We start from the raw sequence: 21729 nt of genomic DNA, 5'->3' as shown, positions 1-21729 counted from the left end.
TGTAGATCAAGTATTTAACTAAAACATGGTAATTAGAATGCTATCAATGAAAAAACTATCCATCCTCACAATCGCGTCAGTAGCAACATGCTCGGTATCAGCGGCTACTTTAGATTTTCGCCAAGAATACAAACACGACCAAGAAGCTTACGCGAGTCGAATAAAAATCGGCACGAGCATCGATGATCATTTCTTTGGCTTAGAAGCAAAGCAACAAGGTAAACCGTTCTCTGAATGGGAAAGAGCAGACAATGAATTCGAATACGGCTATCACTTTTTCAAACAAGATGGTTGGAGAGCGACAGCAAGTATGCCGATCACATTTGGCAATGAATCGATTACTTACAAGCCTCAAGTTCGTGTGCAGTACAAATTTGATAATGGTTTAACCGCTAAGCTTCGCTATAGACACGAAATCCGAGATTTCTCAAATGAAGAAAATAGCCGTGACCGCTCTAAAGTGACCGCTAACCTTGACTACAACTGGGAAGCTTTTCAGTTTGGTTTTGAAGCAAACTACGCCGATGACATTACCGATTTTGCAGGTGATTGGCCAATGAGTCAAAGCGATAAAGAGTGGGATTACAATGTAAAAATCGGCTATAAAGAGCAAGACTGGAGCTGGAGACCATACGTAGAGTTTGGTAACGTACAGTGCACTTCCGATCTTGATTGTGATAGTGGCAGACAATTGCGTAGCCGTGTTGGTATTACGTATAGTTTCTAATGACTTAAGTTCAATTGCTAACTAGATTTCAAGCCATTATTCTATAATGGCTTTTTTATTTTATGCGAAAAGGATTTTGACACATTTAGGTTTAGTGATTACGGTTGAAATATTTCCCCCGTTTCAACGTTAACGTAAATCTTGTTTTCCCTCTGAGTACCACCACAATAAACAAAGTAAACTGGTTCAATATTAAACGTTCGTGATAATACCCAACCGTCCATTAATTCAAAATCTTCGTAACTGCAGGTTTCATCCTCAAGAAGCTTTCGAGTCGCTATGACAAATTGATCAGAATAGGTAATAAAATCATCCGATTTATTAAGCAGTTTCTGCATGTTTTTTCTTATCTCTCTATCTGTTATCACAGGTTTATCATGTGAAATAAAATCAGAATGGATCCAGTCCGCCACATCATTTCCACTTTGATGAACCTCATATTCAGATATACGTACCCAGTCGCCTTTTATCTCAAGTGCTTTTAGAGGTTTGCCTTTTCGTAGTACCGAGCGTATTGGTGCACTCTTTTGAGGGTAGGAACGTACATTAAGCTTATTGGTATCAACAAAATAATTCATATTCACTTCCACCGCTATTTTTTGTTCAATAGCAATTTCTTCTGCAACACTGCTGTCGCCTTCTGGTTCGATGAGCTCTGAATTATCATTCATCATAAAAAAATAGTAATAAGCACCCCCTCCTGCTCCAACTAAAAGCAATAGTACGATAATTATAATCACCAGTTTTTTCATAAAGTATGCCTAATTAAACCAATGCATTAGCTCAAAAATACCTGTTGGCTAATGTAAAGTATACTGATATATCATTACCCTATGTCGGCCGCAAAGGAACAAACTTTAACCATTTTATATTTCAGTGCCAAAGCTACACGAATCCAGGTGTGTGTAACCTTGATTTCTTAGACTCATCTAATAGCCAGAACCGTAATAGAAGCACAAAAAAACCTCAACTCTAATTGAGTTGAGGTTTTTAACCATTAAATCGAGATAACTTTATTCGTTAGACTCGGTGATTGCGCGAGCATCATCTGCTTTGTCATCTACCGCTTTAACAAGCAGTAACCCAACAAGAAGAACAATCACACCACAAAACACAAATATCATTCTATCCCAAAACGGATTCGGTATTACAAACAATGCCATAATAAACACGCCCGCTACCGCAATTAAGCTACCTAACATACGGCGTTGCTTATTATCCAACACTTTTTGTTCCGCAGTTTCATTAACCAGTGGTGTTGATAGGTTCTCAAAGAATTTATCAACATCTTTAGCACGATGAGCAGGAAGTGGTTTGTAGAACATCATTGAAGCGATGAAGAAGCCACCAGTAATAAATACGTGACCAATCAATGCAACCGCTACTTTTAAATCTTTCCATTCACGACCAGTTAGATCTTGATCTAAGTTGAAAATGTCTTTGATATGCTCAGGACCAATAACAAACCCAGCGACATAAGAAACACCCGCACCAACTAACAATGTAGCCCAACCAGCCCAATCTGGCGTTTTCTTAATAAAGAACCCTAAAAACGCAGGAATAGTCATAGGGAAACCAAGCATCGCACCGGCAAACATCATCGCATCGAAAAGGCTCAATCCTTTTAGCGAGTTAATGAACATAGCGGTAAGGATAATCAAGATACCAAACACCGTAGAAGTGATTTTTGAAACAAATACCAACTCTTTCTCTGTCGCATCTGGACGTAAAACAGGTTCGTAAAAGTTTTTAACAAAAATACCAGAGTTACGGTTCAAGCCTGAATCCATTGAAGACATTGTCGCTGCAAACATCGCGGCGATTAATAGTCCAACCATACCTGCTGGCATATATAATTCAACGAAAGCGAGATAAGCGGCATCAGCGGCCTTTTTTCCCATTCCAGGGAACATAGCGGCTAAATCAACACCTTGTCCTGCTAGGAACCATGGTGGTACAAACCAGATGATTGGACCCATGGTCATCAAAATACACGCTAAAAGCGCAGCTTTACGAGCATTTTTAGAATCTTTAGCCGCTAAATAACGGTATGAGTTAAGCATGTTATTGGTAATGCTAAACTGTTTAATAAAGATAAAGAATCCCCAAATACCTAGGATACTAAAGAAATTTAGGTTATCGGAAAATATGAAGTCACGAGGATATGCATCAACGATGTTTACGATGCCGCCTGACTTGACCATTGCCACAATAAAGCAGGTCACTGTCACGGCCATAATCACAACCATTTGCATGAAGTCCGATGCAATTACAGCCCAAGAGCCACCAGTTACAGACATAAAAAGAACAACTAAGCCAGTAAGGAGGATCGTCCAAGTCATATCGAAGCCGAAGATACCAGAGGCAATAATTGCAAGGCCATTTAGCCAAATACCTGCTGACACAACACTGTTTGGCATACCCGCCCAAGTAAACACTTGTTCGTTCCCACTACCAAATCGCATACGAATCGCTTGAATCGTGGTTACTACTCGTAACTGTCTGAATTTTGGTGCAAAATACAGGTAATTCATTAAATAACCAAATGCATTGGCAACAAATATAATGGCGACTGCTAGGCCATCATTATAAGCCTTACCTGCAGCGCCTGTGAAAGTCCAAGCACTAAATTGAGTCATAAATGCGGTGGCACCAACCATCCACCACAACATCTTACCGCCCCCTCTAAAGTAGTCACTTGTACTACTAGTAAACGTACGAAACATCCAACCTATTACAATCAAAAACACAAAGTAGATGAGTACGATAAGAACATTCAAATCCATCGTCTATTTTTCCTTATATATAAATACTGAAATTATTTTCCCTTTACATCTACAATAATAATGTATGACAAATGAAATGTATGAGATAGATGTCAAAATTATAAAAATACCATAAATACGACAAAACCATCTCAAAGTGACATCATGAATACTAATGACACATCTAGTAAGTGGCTGTAATAAAAGAATAATCAATCTTAGGCGCACAAATCATAAGTATGATTAATAGTACAAATAAGCTTATCGCTTGTATGACTTATATCACACAGTGCAAATTTAATAGCCTTGGCAGTGTTGCCAGTGTGGTGAGTTTTGTAGTAATTCAACAATTATTGATACTACCTTCTACTATGTTCGATGAGAAGCATCGTGGATTTGAGGCTATGACACGAGAACAAAAAGGTTAGGTGATACATCGACCCTTCTAATTATGCTGACTAATTCGATACAACCGTCCAAAACAGCTTTTCTGATCTCGATATATTCTTTTTAACTGCGCTAACAGCAATTCAGCCGTAGCAATAGAGTCAATTAACGCCCCGTGGGCGTTATATTCGGGCAAGCCATAACGATGTCTGGTTGGAGATAATCTTAGATCTAAATCACTCGATCTATCACAGAGCTTACCAAGATATTTCTCTAAGCCTAATGTGTCTAACCATAATAGAGGAACAGGCTTTAGATCGTATCTATTTGATAAATAATGATTAATGAAACTTTCTTCTACAATACATCCGTGCGCAACAATCACTTTACCGACCGATTGAGAAAAAAACGCCAACATCGCTTCATCTAATGTTATGCCTTTTTCTAGCATTTCTGGGGTTATGTGGTTAATGACTGCTGTTTTAGCGCATATATCGGCACCGTCATTTATCATGAGTTCAACACAACTGGACATATCTATCTTTTGATCTCGAGTTGTCACCCACCCGATACTCAATATCTTATCCACCTCAGGATCTAAGCCCGTTGTTTCTAGGTCGATACAGATAAATTCCTGTCGACAAGCTTCATCATCGAGATCAGGGTAGCCCTTCAACAAGTTGTTTTTAATGAACGTCGGTAGACGTCGACTTTTGATAGTATTAGCCCTTTCTCGTTCTAGTTTTTTTAGTGGGTGAAAATAATTCAAAAGTGCCATATCAGAGGTTCCCAAATCGAAGCTTTGCTGAATCTTGCAGTTCAGTGATTATTCGAAATGCATCCTTCAAGTGCTTACGTTCGAAACTACCAAAAAGGTCTGGATTGATATGGTTATCTGGTTCAACCCCATTTTTCAATGCTTCTAGTTGATGGCTAAATCTGTATTGAGAAATAAATTGGTAAGCGCCAATAATATTCTTATAGGCGTTGTCAGAAAGCACTCCTTGTTGATTCGCATATAAAAATCGCTCTTCAGTACCCGTGGATTCACATTTAACCGAAAGGCCATATATCCGAGCTAAATCTATGATCAAATTGAGCGCATATTTCTTTATATTCAGTGTTTTTTTGTTATTCCCACCTTTATCAAGCACTAGATTATTAAAGATACCTAACGGTGGATGAACATTCGTTGCGTCTCGAACCAACATGCCTAAAAACTCTCGATTCGATGATATCTTATTGTGCATGCATGATTTTAATTGATCGATATACTCGGCGTTACCATACACAGCGCGAACTTCCAAAAAAACACTAATATTAAGTAACTTTTCATATTCTGGATTATCAACCCATTTTTTATAATATTCTCGCCATACTGATATAGGTTGGCACCACTGTCTTGTCGCTGCCATAAATTTACCCGGACACAGCGGATAAGCGCACGCCGCTAAGCCATTGCACACATACATAGCCAAATGGTGAAAGTAGATCCGGTCAGATTCAGTCGCATTTTCTGCCAAAACGAGTGCGCTATCTTGATCTGACAGCATATGCACTTCATTTCTTGCGTGCGAGCCAGCGACTAACCAAGCAAAATCACATGGAGGAGCTCCGAACTGAGCGATAGCAATCTGTATTAACCGTCGCGTATAGGCATCCATGATCATAGTCATCACTTTTCCGATAATCTCAACGGAAACTTTACCCTCAACTAAGGCTTCAAAAATGGCTTGTCGTTCCGAGTTCAATTCCGATAATGCGGCCACACTGTCTGAATATTTAATTTTTTCTATCAAAAAGATAGCTTGAACGCGATGATTTTGAACGAGGTGAGATGTTGTAAGAAGCCCGACGACTTTTTCCTCGTCAACAACAGGAAGATTACGGATGCTATATTGCATCATTACCGATGCAGCATGCAGTACCAAATCAGTAGGTTTAACGATATACGGTGACAACGTCATCACTTCCGATATTGGCCGATCAATCGGAACACCATGTGCAATGACCCTTTTCGTCATGTCTCTATCGGTAATAATACCGACAATTTTCCCATGTTCGACAACAACAGCAGAAGAAGAGCGCTTAGCAATTCGCATCTCAGAGGCAACATCTTGGATGGTCATTTTGGCATCGACGACAGCCACTTTATCACTAGCCACCTCCGACACTCGTTTAATAAAGAGCCCTTTTTCCTTATTAGACCATACAACGTCAAGCGCTGACTTTAAGCGTATTTGTGCTTGTGATGCAAAATGTTCCGCATAGCTAGGATGCTGCTTAAATAACGTAAGCAAGGCATTGTGAGGGATGAGATACAGCAACGTGTTTTCGATAGCGTTAGCACTATACGCCCCCTGTTCTTCAGCCCTCTCATCGAGAAAGGTAAACCCGAACAGATCTTCAGCACCTAATCTTGCTCGTAGTACGCCATTTTTTAGCCTTTGTTCTACAGACCCTGTCCTAATAATATAGAGATATTTGTTATCTTTATCTTCCATATTAATTGCCTCTCCCTGCCCTAGATACGTTATTTGAATCTGCAAGGAAAGTTCACGAACTATAGCGATTGGGAGCTTATCAAATGGATCGATTTGAGCGATAAACTGAACGATATTTGGAAGCAAAGTTTCGGGCATATTGAATCACCAAGCCAATGAGTTTATTTGTATTATTATATACTATGGATATTAATTAGGCACTACACTTACATTTAAAAAGTGACGATACTAACATTGCAAATAATGTCGAAGGCTGACATCAATTATGTAGACTAAGCATATCCATCCTAAAATTAATATTAGAGCAAAAAAAACCAGCGCCTATGCACTGGTTTTCCAATTTAGACGCTTAGTTATTAACTAGCCGCTGGCAAACGGTGTTTATCTGACTGCAAATGGTCTAATGAGACTTTTTTTGCTTTTTCAGAATTACCTGCCATTATCGCTTCATAAATTTCTCGATGTTCTCGCAGACAAACATCCCCTTCTTTGGAAGAGTGGGCAAAAAAGTTGATAAACATCGATTGTAAAATATTACCAAATGGCAAATAAAAATTATTGCCTGTTGAATTGAATATTAGATTGTGAAATTTCATATCTATTTCAATCCAAGCTTCCTGATCAAATTCCGGAGCATTTGCTATTTCACACATTGATTGAAATGTTTCAGATAGCTCAATGCGTTGTTCAGCACTTGCATGCAGTGCCGCTAGCGCGCACGCTTCAGGTTCAATCGCTTTACGTAACCCAAGGAACTGTTGGCAAAACACATCTATATCAATCAATCCGTCCATCCACTCAATTAACTGTGGATCTAAGAAGTTCCAGTAAGCCCTCGCCATAACTTTGGTGCCAATTTTAGGACGAGATTCTAATAGTCCTTTAGAAGTGAGTAGTTTTACTGCTTCTCTTAACGCCGTTCTACTGATACCAAATTCTTCACAAAGGACCATTTCGCCAGGTATAACCGAACCTTCCGCCAAATCTCCCGACAAAATTCCACGAGCAATTTCTCTAGCAACTTGAACGTGCAGACTACGTTTTGAACCCGAGATTGAATTAAATGTGCTGACCATGTGACTCATCGCAATTAGTGTTTATGTATTATTTATGGAATGTATCATTTTTTGTCTTACATACCAGTCTTTGACTAATTAAACGTGATGGCTAGCATATTAAAACTATTTTTATAAGAGTACCCACCTTTTTTTGTTAACGATATGTGACAGAAAATTCGACTATTTACGTAAATAACGTGCTCTTGATCTTGTTTATGATATGAAGCTCAATTAGTGCTTGCTGCAACACTTTTATATTGTATGATAATAAAACAAATGCATTGATAACAGTGATAAGTTTGCTCCATGTTCAATGAGTTACAAGGAATACAAACTAAATCTCAGGCTAAGTTCTAGATATTAATCACGGACGAATGGCTCCTAGCTATATTGTGCTAACTAATTCACGCTGACTAGTTTCCTACATAGCAACATACGCTTAGGTAGATCACGCTTAAGAACGCGCAATGACTTTATTGCGAAAAACAATATAACGGAATAAGTAGTTCAAACCGACTTCTTATTTCGAGGAGTAAATGATGGTTACTTTTACACTTGTGGCTGAATCGAGCAAAAGAATCCATGTACAAGTCGCAAGGCAAATCGCTAGAAAAATACTTTCAGGCGAACTCGGGCAAGGCACGAAGCTACCTAGCGAACTAGAACTTTGTGAATTATTTGGGATTAGCCGTACGGCACTACGCGAATCTATGAAGTTGCTTTCTGCAAAAGGCTTGATTGCTTCCCGGCCGAAGGTGGGCACCAAAGTACTCACAAGAGAAAATTGGCACTTTCTAGACCCTCAATTATTAGAATGGTTGCAAGATTTAGCTGGGACAGAGGTTTTTTTACACCAGTTTCTTGGCTTACGCAAAGCGATAGAACCAGAAGCATGTGCTCTTGCTTCTATGAATGCAACAATGGAACAGAGAAAAGAAATCTCTATTCTCTTTCAGAATATGACCAAAGCAGCTTTAGAAGATGACGAAATGGCTTGGGCAGAGAATGATTTAGAGTTTCACTGTAAAATATTCCAATCCACCGGTAATAATTTTTTCGTCCCTTTCGGCAATATTCTCTCTACCATCTTTAAACGTTTCATCGATCATTCTGCTGAAGGTGGCCGATATTGTTTAGACGAGCATCGTGCTATTTACGAAGCTATTATGACTGGCAACTCAATTCAGGCAAAACATGCATCGGCCTCACTGCTAAAAGACGATAATCAAAGATTAGCTGCTGTCTCGAACGGCTAATTACTACTAATAACAGCCCTGATAATCTCTTCCTATTATTGGGGCTAGTTATTAACTACGGATTAAAAAAGACCCTCTCAATACAAACTCTCCTAATTTTCTCCATATTCACTCCTTTATTTAAACTTATCTTAGTTAGCAAGTAGAGCGAACAACTACTCTACTTAGATAGACACTCATTTGCGTTTTTCCGCCTAAAGGCAACCTTACCCTTTAAATCAAGGAACTTTAGGCGGGTTTTTTTGAGTTTTTAATTTTTTATATTTAGTGAGTTGCATATGAAAAAAATCATTCCAGTTAGAACAGCAATTACCGCCTTAGCAGGATGTGTTATTGGTTTAACCACTCTTTTTGCCTTCGCTAATTCGGATGCACCCGAAGGACAGATGCCCCCAAGCTTTGAACAGATGGATGCGAATGGTGACAAACAACTTAGCCTTGATGAAGTGAAAGGCCCACTTGCGGATGATTTCGACAGATTTGACAAAAACGGTGACGGTTATCTTTCTCAGGATGAATTGCCACCACCTCCAGGACAAGGTGAAAGACCTCAGTAGGCCGCATATAGATTCTTAAGAGCAGCATCAACGCTGCTCTATTCAAATTAGATAGTGAAATTAATGAGGTTTTGTTTGAATAAACTTCATGTATGCATTTGGTTTACCATTTATATACTCTGCAGCCGAGTGAATATTACTGTCAGAATTGCCGATAATTCGATACTCAATAACATCGGTATTCGAATCAAAAACAACAAATAGAAAACCTTCCATTATTTTCCAAGACCCTTTACGTTGCTGAGAACCAAACATATCTTGTTCATAAGCTTTTCCGTTAGGCCTTAACGTTACTTCCGTAGATTCTCCATCACTCGTAATTTTTACCCAGGGTTGTAAATTGACTTCAAAATTAAGAATTTTTCTACGTTTTTTACACCATGATTCCAACTCCCCTTTCTGCCTTTCAGACAGATTAGGTAAGTTATCAAGCGATAAAAGCTTGTACTGATTTTCAACCCAAAAAAGTTGCAAGTGCAGAAGAGTCATTTAAGTGCTCAAAAACAACCACGAAATTGTGATTTTCGTCTAAATAATTGAGGCTACTTTGATACAATTAGTTATAAAAGTCAATTGAACACTATGAAATCACGACAACAGATTACTTAAAAAAGCATTTGAATTTATTCAGCTTTAAGAGACATTGAACCCGGCAATACATTAGCCGATTGCAGACAATTTTCAAATAGGCTGTTTAAAGGGGAATATGCGCCTATAGGGTGTCTATAAGCGCATATTAAGTTAGAAAAGGGACGGTAAATCTGCTACTTCACACGCTTTATTTAACCTTTTTTGGGCTGTTTTAATATTATCTTCCCATTTTTCATCTTGTGCCCACATTTCAATAACCAAAGGCACTACAATGTTACACTTCTTAATGGTCTTAAATATCGCGTCAAAGTCAACTTCACCTTCGCCAATGACAAGGTCACGGAACTGTCCCTTGTACCCTTCTTTCACTTTATAAGTATCCTTCAAGTGAATCTGAGTGATATGTGGGGCACTCAATGCAAGCTCGGTGCAAGTATCGTAGTTCCAACCATTGATGTTACCGACATCAGGATAAGCGGTAAAAAATGGCGAGTTAATCTCTCGATTAAGGACTTCAAACTTACTCAACGAGTTAAGGTAATCCGTATCCATTATCTCTACCGAAAGCATCACACCGGCTTTCTCTGCCAATTTTGAACAGTAACGCATGCCTTCAATAAATCGTTCGTGGGTCTGGTCATTCGCTGGCTCGTAATAAACATCATATCCTGCTAGCTGGATATTGCGCACGCCTAATTTATAAGCAAGCGTTATCGCTTTTTGCATATGAAGCGCTGCTTGCTCCCTTGTTTCAGCGCAAGCAGAACCAAAAGGGAACTTCCTGTGTGCACTTAAACACATTGACTGCAACGGTATACCGTATTGTTCACATAAATGACGAAGCCCGTAGATCTCTTCATCATTCCAATCTAATCGACTACGACGCTCATCAGACTCATCTATCGATATCTCAAGAAAATCAAACCCTAACGCTTTAGATGTTTTTATTTTTTCTTCCCAAGAAAAGCCACTCGGTAATGCTTTCTCATAGAGCCCAATACGGTGACGTTCTAAGTTATTAAACATACGCTTTCCCACTTACCAGTAACGATTAATTTGCTCACGCAATGCTTCTGCTGTTTCTTTACCCTTTTCTCCCGCAAGCGCTCGACCAGCGATAAATGTTTTGGCTTTAATTCCTTCAAAAAGATACAGCTCTTCAGGGACGATACCGCCTGTTATGGAAAGCTCGATACCTAAATTCGATAGCGCACGCATTTTATCTAAATCAGCGTCGGTCCAACCCACACCCGCAAGTTCCGCATCACGAGAGCGATGATATATAGCCTGTTTAATGCCAAGATCAACCCACTCCTGCGCGTTTTCCATGGTCCAGTTTCCGTAAATTTCTATTTGAATCTCACCGTTAAATTCATCGGCCACTTTTTTACAAGCCGCAATAGTCGCGATATGGGCAGCTGCTGATACAGTAATCCAATCAGCCCCGGCTTCAAATGCCATGCGTGCTAGTATCGCGCCACCGTCGGTAGTTTTCATATCGCAAACCAAGATATGATCAGGATGATTTTTTCGTAACGTTGCGACAGAATTCATCCCTTCGGCAAAGGCCAGAATTGTCCCGACTTCTATTACATCAACAAAGCTTTCAACGTTATTAGCGACGGTAATTGCACTGGCTAAATCAGTTTGATCTAGCGCGATTTGAATCATTGGTTTAGTCATAATTTTTATCCTTTAATTTTCTCACGAATAAGATGGGCTAGCCCACCTTGGTTGTTATCTGATTGACATACGAGATCGGCGGCCGCTTTTACTTTTTCATCAGCATTACTCATCGCCACACCTAGTCCCGCTAACTTGATCATGGAAATATCGTTGTGGTTATCGCCTACTGCCATAACGTCTTCAGGCAAGTAACCCTGCTGTTCAAGATATTGTGCTAATCGATGACCTTTTGAATTGCCTATAGCAGCGAAGTCAACGCGATTTGACCAGGAGCGTTCACCTGAAAAGTTTTCGCGCACAAAATCTAAAGATTCTAGCTTGGCAATATTTTCCGGATCTCCTTCTATTACAAATTTCCAAATATATTCAGCTTCATTTATCTCTTCTACAAAGGAGTCAACGCGCTTGATACTTGGTCTCAGCATCGTGTCAAAGCCGGCAGCCCAAGACTCTAATGCCTTCATATAGTCGATAGGTTGACTGCTCGAATAGACCATTGAGTGCGTGGTATAAAGTACGACTTTCATGCCGTACCCTTGCGCTAGCTTTAAAAAATATTGAGCATTTTGTTTGGATATGGCGTTTTCTATGAGTACTTCATGATTGTGGTAGTCATAAATATAAGTGCCATTACAACAAAGTGCAGGCGTGTCTAGTTCGAGTTGTTGGTAATAAGGTTTTGCCGCCGTATGATGACGACCGGTTACCATTAGGACATGACAATTCTCTTTTGCTTTACGAATCGCTTGTACAACGTCTGGATGGATACCGTTTTCACTATTGAGAACCGTTCCATCCATATCAAGCGCAAGAACCTTATACATATAATACCCCTATCATTGCTGAGTACTTTTATCTCTGCCCGTAATAAGCATTTGCACCGTGTTTTCGGTTGTAATGCTTATCTGAAAGCTCTGATTGAATTTTAATACCGCTATTAAGAGTGCGTGTTGCAAGGGCCATTGCGGAAACTTCTTCTAGTACAACCGCATTATGAACCGCATCCTTCGCATTTTTACCCCACGAAAACGGCGCGTGCCCAGCGACAATGACACTCGGTACAGCTTGCGGATCAATATCGCGTTTATGAAACTCCTCAATAATTACGACACCAGTATTCTTTTCATAATCAACTTCAATCTCGACAGGCGTCAAATTGCGAGTGCAAGGGACATCCCCGTAAAAATAGTCGGCGTGAGTGGTTCCAAGAGCTGGCACATCTAAGCTCGCTTGAGCCCAAATAGTTGCACTTCGAGAGTGGGTATGAACAACGCCGCCAATATTTGGAAATGCTTTATAGAGTTCTATATGGGTATCTGTATCACTTGAAGGATTTAAGTTTCCTTCAACGCGTCGCCCCTCAAGATCGACAACGACAATATCATCGACGCCCATATCAACGTATTCAACACCTGAGGGTTTTATTGCGATAACACCTAATTTACGATCTATTTCTGAAACATTTCCCCAGGTAAATGTGACTAAACCGTATTTAGGTAGCTGCAGATTTGCATCTAATACGCGTTGTTTAAGTGCTTGATACATACCTTTTGGCCTTATTTAAGATGTAAGAAACCCGCCAGCTTCTATTGAGAGAAGCGGGTCATTACATATAGTAAATGGTGGTAAAGAAACGCTTAAACTATAAGCGTTCTCAATGAATGGAGCTTATTCCGCTAAAGCGGTATCTATTACCTGATAAACGTCATCAACCGATTGGCAAGCCAATAATTTTTCCACATCAACGCCAGATTCGCTCTCTTCATCATCGAGCACCTGAGTGACTTCCATTAACCCTTCCATATGCTCATCAGATGAACCACCTGCAAGCGTGACCATTACTTTGACTTGTTCACCTTCAATATCGAGTGGTTTTGCCAATGTAACTAATGCAAAAGCCGTTTTCTTTACGCCATCTTCAGGTCGTGCGTGTGGCATGGCAAAGTCTGGAGCAATGCAGATATATGGGCCTAAATTTTCAATACTACTAACAATTGCTTTGTAGTAACTCGGTTCAACAGCTCCAGAAGCTTCAAGCATATCTGTGCCTACTTTAATCGCTTCTCGCCAATCCGTTGTTTCTACATTTAACTTTATTGAATTGTTGTCGATTAATGATTGTTTAAAACCCATGATTGATCTCCAGTAAAAAGGGTTGCAGGAAAGGGCTCCTTGCAACCTTTGCTTCTTATTATTTATTGATTTGTCGTTATTTTTAGCATTGCTTAGTTAGCTCTTTGAGCCGCAAAGTTTTTGTCGATTAAATCGACTAGCTCATCGCCAAACGTATTTGGGTTCAGCATATTCTGTACACCCAGAATATATTTTCCTTCTCCCACTTCCATTTCACTTGAAAGGTGTTTTGACGAGACAATGATATCGGTTGAAGCTAACTTAGATTTATAATCAGATACCGCACATGAATCCATTACATGTGGAATACCTTTTTTCTCTAGATATTTACCGATTTTCATTTTCATCATCATTGATGAACCTTGACCGTTACCACACACAGCTAGGATGCTTATAGGGCGAACGCCATCAGATTGAGCGACAGCTTGCTGTACTGCAGCAATCACTTCTGGTGCTTCTTGTTGCAAATCGTTACCACCATCTTGAACTTGAGCATCTTCTTCTGCACGTAATTGCTTAGATGCGAAATAGAAGTATACAAATGCAAGGGCAACCAAGAACCAGATGAACCACTTAGATGCAGCAATACCAGCAAAGATAGGAGGGAAGACGAGAGCCCAATCAGCCATACCCATCCAGCCACTAAATTCAACACCTTGACCGCTTATTAATTGTATCGCCCAAGCAGACCCAACAACTTCAATAATACCCATCACAAAACAGATCTTCATCACTGCTTTCCAGCCACCGAAGTGGTTAGCAAACACACCAATAGTGGCGTTAGAGAAGAACATTGGAATAAAACCAGGGATAATCATAATTGGTGAATCAAACGCCAACATAGCAAGTACTGCTGTAAATTGACCGATAGCACCCCACATGAAACCAAAGACCATTGCGTTTGGTGAGAATGCGTAGATAGCAGCACAGTCAATCGCAAGAACCGCATTCGGAATAACGCGCTCAGATATACCTTTAAACGCTTCCGATAACTCGGCAACGAACATACGTACACCAGCAACGATAACCTGTATAGCAACTGCAAACTTTAGGCCTGTTTCCAATATGTAGATAGTCCAATGGGTTTTACCTGCCATTGATTGTAGATTATCAAGACCAAACGAAAGAAGGATGATGCCAAAGAAGACGGTCATAACAATAGCGGTTGCAGCAATACTATCGTGGAAAATGTGAAGCCATTTAGGTAATTCAATATGATCAACGCTGTCGTTTTTATCACCAAGTTTCGGTGCAACTTTTGTCGCTATCCAAGAAGCGACCTGCTGCTGGTGACCAATGGAGAAACCAGCACCACCGGTTACGGCTTCTGTTGGTTTAAACATAATATTAGCTGATATACCCCAATATAGAGCCATCAAAATTGCAGAGTAGATGATGGTTTCCCACATTGTATAATCGAGAATATAGTAGAAAACAGCGACCAGACCCGCTTGCTGGAACATAATGTGCCCAGTAAGCATAATCGTACGTACCCCTGTATAGCGGCGAAACAGTACCATTACAATATTAAGACCAAGAGCTAAAAGAACGGCGTAACCAACCCACGAGTAGTTATCCCCCATGTTTTCCATGGTTGCCATCATAGTAGTGTATGGGTCGATGACCGAACCCGTTAGGCCATGGAATTCAGAAAGTTTTTCTATAACAGGTTTGAATCCCTTAACTAGCGTTCCCGCACCTACTTGCACCAGCATAAAGCCGACAATAGTTTTTATTGTACCTTTGATGATCGTCGTTGTATCACGTTTTAGCAACCAGTAACCGATGCATGTTACCAAGCCAAGTAGTAACGGTGCTTTCGTCATTACTTGACTGTAAAAAATATAGAATACGTCGTATAGGAACTCCATATTTTTACCCCTTTTCAATTTTTAATAGTTTTGTGTAGGACAGAGCTAATTGATTCATTATCTGATAAATTAGCTCACGATTGTTTTGCTCACGTCACTAAACATAACAATCATCAATAATCATTCAATGCTCATCAATGATTATTTTGATTTAAATCAATAGTACTCATCATTGGCTACAAAAAGTGCTATTTTGATCTACAAAATTGAAGAAAAACAATCATGCCTATATAAAACAATGGCTTATAGTATTTTCGTGACCAAATTCAAACTTTATAACTAGTATGATTTGACATGATCACTCATGATAATTAGACTCATAAAGAGTCAATAGTAATCACATGGTAATCATTTTGTGATTTGCACTGATAAAATAGTTGGTACCATAATATGAACGAAGTACAGCGACACAATGGCATTCTTTCCTTACTTGATGATAATCATGCGATCAAAGTAAGCACTATTATTGAAACTTTTAATGTTTCTCCAGCCACCGCAAGAAGAGATCTCTCTAAGCTTGACGAGTTGGGAAAGCTTAGAAAAGTCCGTAATGGTGCCGAGCGCATTGAGACACGCAAGAAGGTCTGGTCACCATTAGGTCCTGACAATACCGAACATTATGGTGAAAAAACCAAAATTGCAGCTGCCGCTGCTGGTTTATGTGATAGAGGTGATAGCGTTGTTATTAACTGTGGCTCAACCGCTTTTATGTTGGGTCAAGAGTTATGCGGTGAAGACATCAAAATTATTACCAACTACTTTCCATTAGCAAGCTACTTGATTGAACAAGACCACGAGTGCGTCATTATTACCGGTGGTCAATACAATAAATCTAAAAATATCTTCTTAAATCCGACACCTGAATTAACAGGAACGTACGCTGGAAACTGGATGTTTACCAGCGGTAAAGGCCTGACCGAACAAGGCCTTTACAAAACAGATATGCTCACAGCGGTCGCTGAACAGCAGATGTTGGAACAAGTTGGTAAATTGGTTGTGGTCGTAGACAGTTCCAAAATAGGACAGCGTTCGGGCATGTTATTCTGCACCTCATCCAAGATAGATATCCTAATCACAGGCAAAAATGCCGATCAATCAGTCATCGCATCACTGCGAGACAAAGGCATTGAAGTCATTCTAGTTTGATAAATCAACACGATTTTTATAAATCAATAGGGTTATACGATGAGCAAAGTAAATGAAATCACTCGCGAATCTTGGATTTTAGACACATTTCCAGAATGGGGTACTTGGTTAAACGAAGAAATCGAAAACACAGAAGTACAACCAAATACATTTTCCATGTGGTGGCTAGGTTGTACTGGTGTATGGCTTAAAACTGAAGGTAACACAAATATTTCCATGGATTTTTGGTGCGGTGTTGGTAAAAAAACACAAAAAAATAAATTCATGAAAAATCAACACCAAATGATGCGTATGGGCGGTGTTCGCGAATTACAGCCTAACCTTCGTACTGCAATTTTCCCACTAGACCCTTTTGGTATCAAAGATATTGACGCAGTATTAGCCTCGCACGATCACGGAGATCACATTGACGTCAACGTTGCTGCTGCTGTTCTTCAAAACTGTGGTGACCACGTTAAATTTATCGGCCCAAAAGCCTGTGTCGACCTTTGGCAAAGTTGGGGCGTACCAGAAGACCGTTGTTTAGTTGCTAAGGTTGGTGATGAAATTCAAATTGGCGATGCGTTAATTAAAGTACTCGATTCTTTTGACCGCACAGCGTTAGTCACTCTACCTGAAGGGACATCCTCTTTTGATAAAGACATTCTAGACGGAATGGATGATCGAGCGGTCAACTACTTAATTGAAACTACTGGTGGTTCTTTGTACCACTCTGGCGATTCTCACTACTCAAACTACTACGCCAAGCACGGTAATGATTATAAAATCGATGTTGCTTTACTTTCTTATGGCGAAAACCCACGTGGTGTAACAGACAAAATGACTTCTTCTGATATTCTTCGCGCTGGTGAGTCACTAGATTGTGAAGTCGTTATTCCTTTCCATCACGATATTTGGGCAAACTTCCAAAATGATCCTAAAGAAATTGAAGTCTTGTGGAACATGAAAAAAGATAGACTTCAATACGGTTTTGCTCCGTTCTTCTGGCAAGTCGGTGGTAAGTATACGTACCCTACAGATAAAGGCCGTATGCACTACCAACACTTCCGCGGATTCCGCGATATCTATACCGATGAACCAGAACTACCTTATAAAGCCTTTTTGTAAAATCAGCTTATAGCAATCACTAATAATAAAGCCCTCACCAGCTAATAACTAATGAGGGCTTTTCATTCTAGATGTATCTCATCGAAAAACTTGTCTAATACCAATCTAAGTAAATTTATGAGCCGTTAGTTATCCCAATTGCTATAACCGATCTTTTTAACGGGTTTAGCATTACTAAGATTTTGAACTTCTCATAGTGCCTCTATGAGATTGAAATTCATCTTCATCAATAAACTCATTATCATCCGTGTCGATACGCTCAAACATATCATCACTGTATGCAGAATTTTTTAACATACGACCTTCAGATTTACGCTCGTCTTGCCTTGTTTTTTGAAAGTATTCAAACTCTTCTTCTGATATTAATCCGTCTTTATTAGTGTCAAACTCAGCAAAAACAGGTATCTGAGACATATTCATCCCTCCTTGCCCTTGCCCTTGCCCTTTCCCAATAGCATCAACAGACAGAGAAACAGTAGTACAACCTAGTAATATTGATAACAAATAGCGATTCATGGTGTTCTCCTTGTCCTACTTCTCAGACAAATTATAAACCCCATTAACCACATAAAGAATAAGGTTAAATTAATTCTCGTTGTTATCTCATGCCTAAGACAGTATTAGGGTCAAAATCGACATCGACCTCGACCTCGACCTAATGATGATTTCCTGCCAATCTTATTTTTAGTCTCATCACTATTTATCTTTTCCTTTACCCTTGCCATTATTACCTTTTCCCTTGCTTCGTTTGTCTTTTTTCTCTTTATTTTTATTACTCTTATCGTTACTTAATTCACCCGTGCCATTGCCTGGATTAGAATATTTTGCATGTGCAGCCAACTCTTCTTCTGTAACAAAACCATCTTTATCTTTGTCAAATGATGCAAATGCACTGACACTTCGTTGAGTTTCTTCAACTGAATTACTGTCGAGTTGTGCATTTCTATACTGATCAAATTCTTGTTTTGAAACTTTTCCATCACCATCTACATCAATAACATGCAGCTTAGGCGCTATTTTACTACCGCTCATACCATCATTTTCGCTATCGTCATCGCTAGCTACGGCAATAAATGAAACTGCAGTAATAGATAAAATTAAAATTTTAAGTTGCTTATACATATCCCCCTCACTAAAGTATAATTAACACCAATTCAATTCACGATAATTATAGAACAATATAAAACACTTACTTAACTAGCCAATCAATAAGATCCAATCACAACAAAATCTAACCAGATCAAGGAACTGAGAATGTCCATCACTCACCAACTCTCATTATTCGTTGACGTTGTTCAACAAGGCTCTTTTACCAAAGCAGCAGCTTTGCATGATATGGATAACTCTTCTCTGTCAAAACAAATTAAAAAGTTAGAGTCTACACTGGGTGTTCAACTTCTTAATCGTTCCACACGTTCATTCTCTTTGACTTCTGCGGGTGAAGAGATACTCGAGCAGTCTCACATTCTGACCCACTCCTTGAATACTATCCGTAATATCGCTGACTCTTATCAATCAGAGCCTAAGGGATCGATACGAGTCATTTCCGCTATTTTCTTTGGACAAGAATACCTGCAACCCGCGATAACAAAATTTATGCGTAAGTATCCAAAGGTGAAAATCACACTGGAAGTAGAAGATAAAAAAACCGATATCATTTCCAACCAATTTGATCTCGCATTTCGAGTGGGAAAATTAACGGACTCAAACCTTATCGCTAAAAAGATAGCAAAAACAAATTTCGCCATTATTGCGTCTAAAGATTTCATCAAACAACATGGGCAACCTAAAACACCGGAAGAGTTAATCGCTTTACCGGCGGTGGTTTATAGCAATGGCGAGACAACATTAGATCAAATTAAACTAAGTGAAACACCGCACAGCAACATTCTCACAAGCTACAAGATGCAAGGTAACTATAAGGTAAGCGATGTCCGTATTATGATAAACGCGGTGAAAGACGGTTTGGGATATAGCATGATCGACCTTTTTAACTTGGATCGCCCATTGGTTGAGTCAAACCTCGTTCCACTACTTACAGACCATACATTATCCACATTGGACACAGGCATATATGCCGTCTATCCTCATAAGAAGCAGACGATGTTGGTGGCTGAATTTATACAAACAGTTCAAGAGCATATAGGTACACCCGCTTATTGGGAAAGCTATATCCCTGGCTATAACGATCTTTATAAATAGTGTGAGCATTAAGCCTACACACCCAAACCACTCGCATCCATCGAGACCGCAAATGTTATGAGCTCTAATAATACAATTGGCGCTTTATTTAAATGAGGTAAATATCAATAATCGCCTTTTTACAAACATGCTTGATTCGACATAAAGTCTAGAAAAAAGCCCCAATAATATGACGTTCGTCAAGGATTCACACAGCGCATGTGATCAACCTATCATCCGAACACTTTCTTTTTTGATGGCTATATAATAATACAATATACTTTTTTCATCACTTAGACACACACGGATTTGAAGTATGAAAAGTCATTTAGAAATCGCGAAAGACGCAATTTCACTTGTTACACCCTCCATAGAAAAACTTTTCGAGCGAACAAATCGACAAGAGCTCCACATCATTATAATGGATCCAAGATTGAAACCTTGGGATTCAAAATTTGAAGATGCTATTTTGTATCAAACATCATTAGGGCAACCAGAAACATGGACAATCCCGTTTGATGATCTTGCTCGAAATAAGACAAAACAGGCGTGGAGCAACCATAGATCAAACATACAAACTCAACTATTACACCCCTCTTCACTCAAAGATGACGACGTCCTGTTTTACGGTACTTTTGTATATGGAGACATCGTTGTTGGTTGTAGTGGAGTTCAACAATGGTATGACATGCTGATCAGTAGTTGGATTGCTGTCGCATTCGAACAACTAACTATGCACGAGTACCAAACAACTAAAACAGATACTCCTACACAAACCTATAGAAACTAAGAACAAAAGGTATAAACATGAGCAAACTATTAAAAACCTTGATGATCGCTGCGGGTATTCTCGCTTCAGCTTCTACAATCGCAGCAGACTATCCGAGTAAAAACATTCGACTTATCGTTCCATTCGGTGCCGGTGGCGGTACAGATGCAGTAGGTCGTACAATAGCAAACAGCGCAAAAGACATTTTAGGTAAAAACATTGCTGTAATGAATCGTACTGGTGGTGCTGGTGCTGTAGGTATGAGCTTTGGTGCTCAACAAAAAGCAGATGGTTATACACTAACGGTTGTTACTCGCGAAATAGCCTCTCTACCTCAAATGGGATTAATGCGCCACACAGCAGACGACTTTAAACTTATTCGTTTAGTAAACTTAGACCCTGCTGTTGTTCTTGTCGCTGCGGATAGCCCTTACAACACGATTAATGATTTGATCGCCGAAGCTAAAAAAGCACCAGGAAAAGTGAAGTTTGCATCAACAGCTAAACCTAACTTCTACCTTATGGCGCTAGAGAAGCATGAAGGTATCACAATGAACGCTATCCCTTACAATGGTTCTTCAGAAGCGATTCCTGCATTACTAGGTAACCACACCGATGTAACTATGGTTACTCCAGGTGAAGCAATTTCTCAACTTCGTTCAGGTCAGTTGAAAGCACTAGGTGTAATGTCTAACGAAAGAATCTCGTACATTCCTGACGTACCGACTCTTAAAGAGCAAGGTGTTGACGTAACAACAGGTACATGGCGTGGTATTGGCGCACCTAAAGACACGCCAGATGAAATTATCGAAATTCTTGGTAATGCATTTGACGAAGCTATGGCATCAGCTGAATTCAAAGAGTTTATGGAAAAAGGCGCTATGACTATCCATAATATGGATGCAGCAGAGTTTACTCAATTTGTTAAAGACGATACCAAAGCACTTGGTTCACTGATTAAGTAAATACTATCATTAAGGGCTAATATAAG

Annotated in this window: 23 protein-coding genes; 9 read left to right on the top strand and 14 right to left on the bottom strand. The window is 39.5% G+C overall.

Features of this window, described 5'->3' with window-relative positions; translation table 11 throughout:
• Positions 1-37: 37 nt before the first annotated feature.
• Entirely contained in the window at positions 38-727 is a 690-nt protein-coding gene (locus PGX00_RS21305; RefSeq protein ID WP_272140351.1) for an oligogalacturonate-specific porin KdgM family protein, read from the top strand.
• A gap of 98 nt (positions 728-825) precedes the next feature.
• On the opposite strand, the gene PGX00_RS21300 is transcribed toward PGX00_RS21305, so the two are convergent.
• Positions 826-1479, bottom strand: a complete 654-nt coding sequence (locus PGX00_RS21300; RefSeq protein ID WP_272140349.1) for an SH3 domain-containing protein — start codon at positions 1477-1479, stop codon at positions 826-828.
• A gap of 261 nt (positions 1480-1740) precedes the next feature.
• The gene (locus PGX00_RS21295) at positions 1741-3513 is read right to left on the bottom strand and encodes a sodium:solute symporter family protein (RefSeq protein ID WP_272140347.1); all 1773 of its coding nucleotides are present in this window, start codon (positions 3511-3513) and stop codon (positions 1741-1743) included.
• Positions 3514-3731: 218 nt separating this feature from the next.
• Here PGX00_RS21295 and PGX00_RS21290 point away from each other — a divergent pair, with 218 nt between their 5' ends.
• Positions 3732-3920 (top strand): hypothetical protein, encoded by a 189-nt coding sequence (locus tag PGX00_RS21290; protein WP_272140345.1) that lies wholly within the window; start codon positions 3732-3734, stop codon positions 3918-3920.
• Between the two features lie 17 nt (positions 3921-3937).
• Here PGX00_RS21290 and PGX00_RS21285 read toward each other — a convergent pair whose 3' ends face one another.
• The 3 genes from PGX00_RS21285 to PGX00_RS21275 form a co-directional block, all read right to left on the bottom strand.
• Positions 3938-4657: a 3'-5' exonuclease gene (locus PGX00_RS21285; protein WP_272140343.1), complete on the bottom strand. Its 720-nt coding sequence runs from the start codon at positions 4655-4657 to the stop codon at positions 3938-3940.
• Between the two features lies 1 nt (position 4658).
• On the bottom strand, positions 4659-6521 hold the full coding sequence (locus tag PGX00_RS21280) for a DUF294 nucleotidyltransferase-like domain-containing protein (RefSeq protein WP_272140339.1): 1863 nt from the start codon (positions 6519-6521) through the stop codon (positions 4659-4661).
• Between the two features lie 218 nt (positions 6522-6739).
• The gene (locus PGX00_RS21275) at positions 6740-7459 is read right to left on the bottom strand and encodes a FadR/GntR family transcriptional regulator (RefSeq protein WP_272140337.1); all 720 of its coding nucleotides are present in this window, start codon (positions 7457-7459) and stop codon (positions 6740-6742) included.
• A 521-nt stretch (positions 7460-7980) separates the two neighbouring features.
• On the opposite strand from PGX00_RS21275, the gene PGX00_RS21270 reads away from it, so the two are divergent.
• A complete protein-coding gene (locus tag PGX00_RS21270) occupies positions 7981-8697 on the top strand; it encodes a FadR/GntR family transcriptional regulator (RefSeq protein ID WP_272140335.1) in 717 nt (238 codons plus the stop codon).
• Between the two features lie 278 nt (positions 8698-8975).
• The gene (locus PGX00_RS21265; RefSeq protein WP_272140333.1) at positions 8976-9254 is read left to right on the top strand and encodes an EF-hand domain-containing protein; all 279 of its coding nucleotides are present in this window, start codon (positions 8976-8978) and stop codon (positions 9252-9254) included.
• A gap of 60 nt (positions 9255-9314) precedes the next feature.
• Here the strand turns inward: PGX00_RS21265 and PGX00_RS21260 are convergent, their stop codons facing one another.
• From PGX00_RS21260 to PGX00_RS21230, 7 genes are all read right to left on the bottom strand, one after another.
• Positions 9315-9743 (bottom strand): hypothetical protein, encoded by a 429-nt coding sequence (locus PGX00_RS21260; RefSeq protein WP_272140331.1) that lies wholly within the window; start codon positions 9741-9743, stop codon positions 9315-9317.
• A gap of 252 nt (positions 9744-9995) precedes the next feature.
• A complete protein-coding gene (locus PGX00_RS21255; RefSeq protein ID WP_272140329.1) occupies positions 9996-10871 on the bottom strand; it encodes an L-ribulose-5-phosphate 3-epimerase in 876 nt (291 codons plus the stop codon).
• A gap of 12 nt (positions 10872-10883) precedes the next feature.
• Positions 10884-11528 (bottom strand): 3-keto-L-gulonate-6-phosphate decarboxylase UlaD, encoded by a 645-nt coding sequence (locus PGX00_RS21250; RefSeq protein WP_272140327.1) that lies wholly within the window; start codon positions 11526-11528, stop codon positions 10884-10886.
• A gap of 5 nt (positions 11529-11533) precedes the next feature.
• Positions 11534-12355: a Cof-type HAD-IIB family hydrolase gene (locus PGX00_RS21245; protein WP_272140325.1), complete on the bottom strand. Its 822-nt coding sequence runs from the start codon at positions 12353-12355 to the stop codon at positions 11534-11536.
• Positions 12356-12383: 28 nt separating this feature from the next.
• On the bottom strand, positions 12384-13076 hold the full coding sequence (locus PGX00_RS21240) for an L-ribulose-5-phosphate 4-epimerase (RefSeq protein ID WP_272140323.1): 693 nt from the start codon (positions 13074-13076) through the stop codon (positions 12384-12386).
• Positions 13077-13199: 123 nt separating this feature from the next.
• Positions 13200-13664: a PTS sugar transporter subunit IIA gene (locus tag PGX00_RS21235; protein WP_272140320.1), complete on the bottom strand. Its 465-nt coding sequence runs from the start codon at positions 13662-13664 to the stop codon at positions 13200-13202.
• 92 nt (positions 13665-13756) lie between these two features.
• On the bottom strand, positions 13757-15535 hold the full coding sequence (locus PGX00_RS21230; RefSeq protein WP_272140319.1) for a PTS ascorbate-specific subunit IIBC: 1779 nt from the start codon (positions 15533-15535) through the stop codon (positions 13757-13759).
• A gap of 390 nt (positions 15536-15925) precedes the next feature.
• Between PGX00_RS21230 and ulaR the strand changes: the two genes are divergently transcribed.
• Both ulaR and ulaG read left to right on the top strand, forming a co-directional pair.
• Positions 15926-16681 carry an HTH-type transcriptional regulator UlaR gene (gene ulaR, locus PGX00_RS21225; protein ID WP_272140316.1) on the top strand — a complete coding sequence of 252 codons (756 nt, stop codon included), beginning with the start codon at positions 15926-15928 and terminating at the stop codon, positions 16679-16681.
• A 39-nt stretch (positions 16682-16720) separates the two neighbouring features.
• Positions 16721-17788, top strand: coding sequence for an L-ascorbate 6-phosphate lactonase (ulaG, locus tag PGX00_RS21220; protein ID WP_272140314.1), 1068 nt, complete (start codon positions 16721-16723; stop codon positions 17786-17788).
• A 174-nt stretch (positions 17789-17962) separates the two neighbouring features.
• Here the strand turns inward: ulaG and PGX00_RS21215 are convergent, their stop codons facing one another.
• Both PGX00_RS21215 and PGX00_RS21210 read right to left on the bottom strand, forming a co-directional pair.
• Positions 17963-18304 carry an EF-hand domain-containing protein gene (locus PGX00_RS21215; protein ID WP_272140312.1) on the bottom strand — a complete coding sequence of 114 codons (342 nt, stop codon included), beginning with the start codon at positions 18302-18304 and terminating at the stop codon, positions 17963-17965.
• A gap of 180 nt (positions 18305-18484) precedes the next feature.
• Entirely contained in the window at positions 18485-18910 is a 426-nt protein-coding gene (locus PGX00_RS21210; protein WP_272140310.1) for an EF-hand domain-containing protein, read from the bottom strand.
• A 132-nt stretch (positions 18911-19042) separates the two neighbouring features.
• On the opposite strand from PGX00_RS21210, the gene PGX00_RS21205 reads away from it, so the two are divergent.
• The 3 genes from PGX00_RS21205 to PGX00_RS21195 all read left to right on the top strand — a co-directional run bounded on the left by PGX00_RS21205 (position 19043) and on the right by PGX00_RS21195 (position 21703).
• A complete protein-coding gene (locus tag PGX00_RS21205) occupies positions 19043-19990 on the top strand; it encodes a LysR family transcriptional regulator (protein WP_272140308.1) in 948 nt (315 codons plus the stop codon).
• A gap of 295 nt (positions 19991-20285) precedes the next feature.
• Entirely contained in the window at positions 20286-20759 is a 474-nt protein-coding gene (locus PGX00_RS21200) for a hypothetical protein (protein WP_272140306.1), read from the top strand.
• A 17-nt stretch (positions 20760-20776) separates the two neighbouring features.
• Positions 20777-21703, top strand: coding sequence for a tripartite tricarboxylate transporter substrate binding protein (locus tag PGX00_RS21195; protein ID WP_272140304.1), 927 nt, complete (start codon positions 20777-20779; stop codon positions 21701-21703).
• Positions 21704-21729 lie beyond the last annotated feature (26 nt).

The sequence above is a fragment of the Vibrio algarum genome (assembly GCF_028204155.1).
Taxonomy (GTDB): Bacteria; Pseudomonadota; Gammaproteobacteria; order Enterobacterales; family Vibrionaceae; genus Vibrio; species Vibrio algarum.
This window is presented reverse-complemented; position numbering and strand designations above follow the sequence as displayed.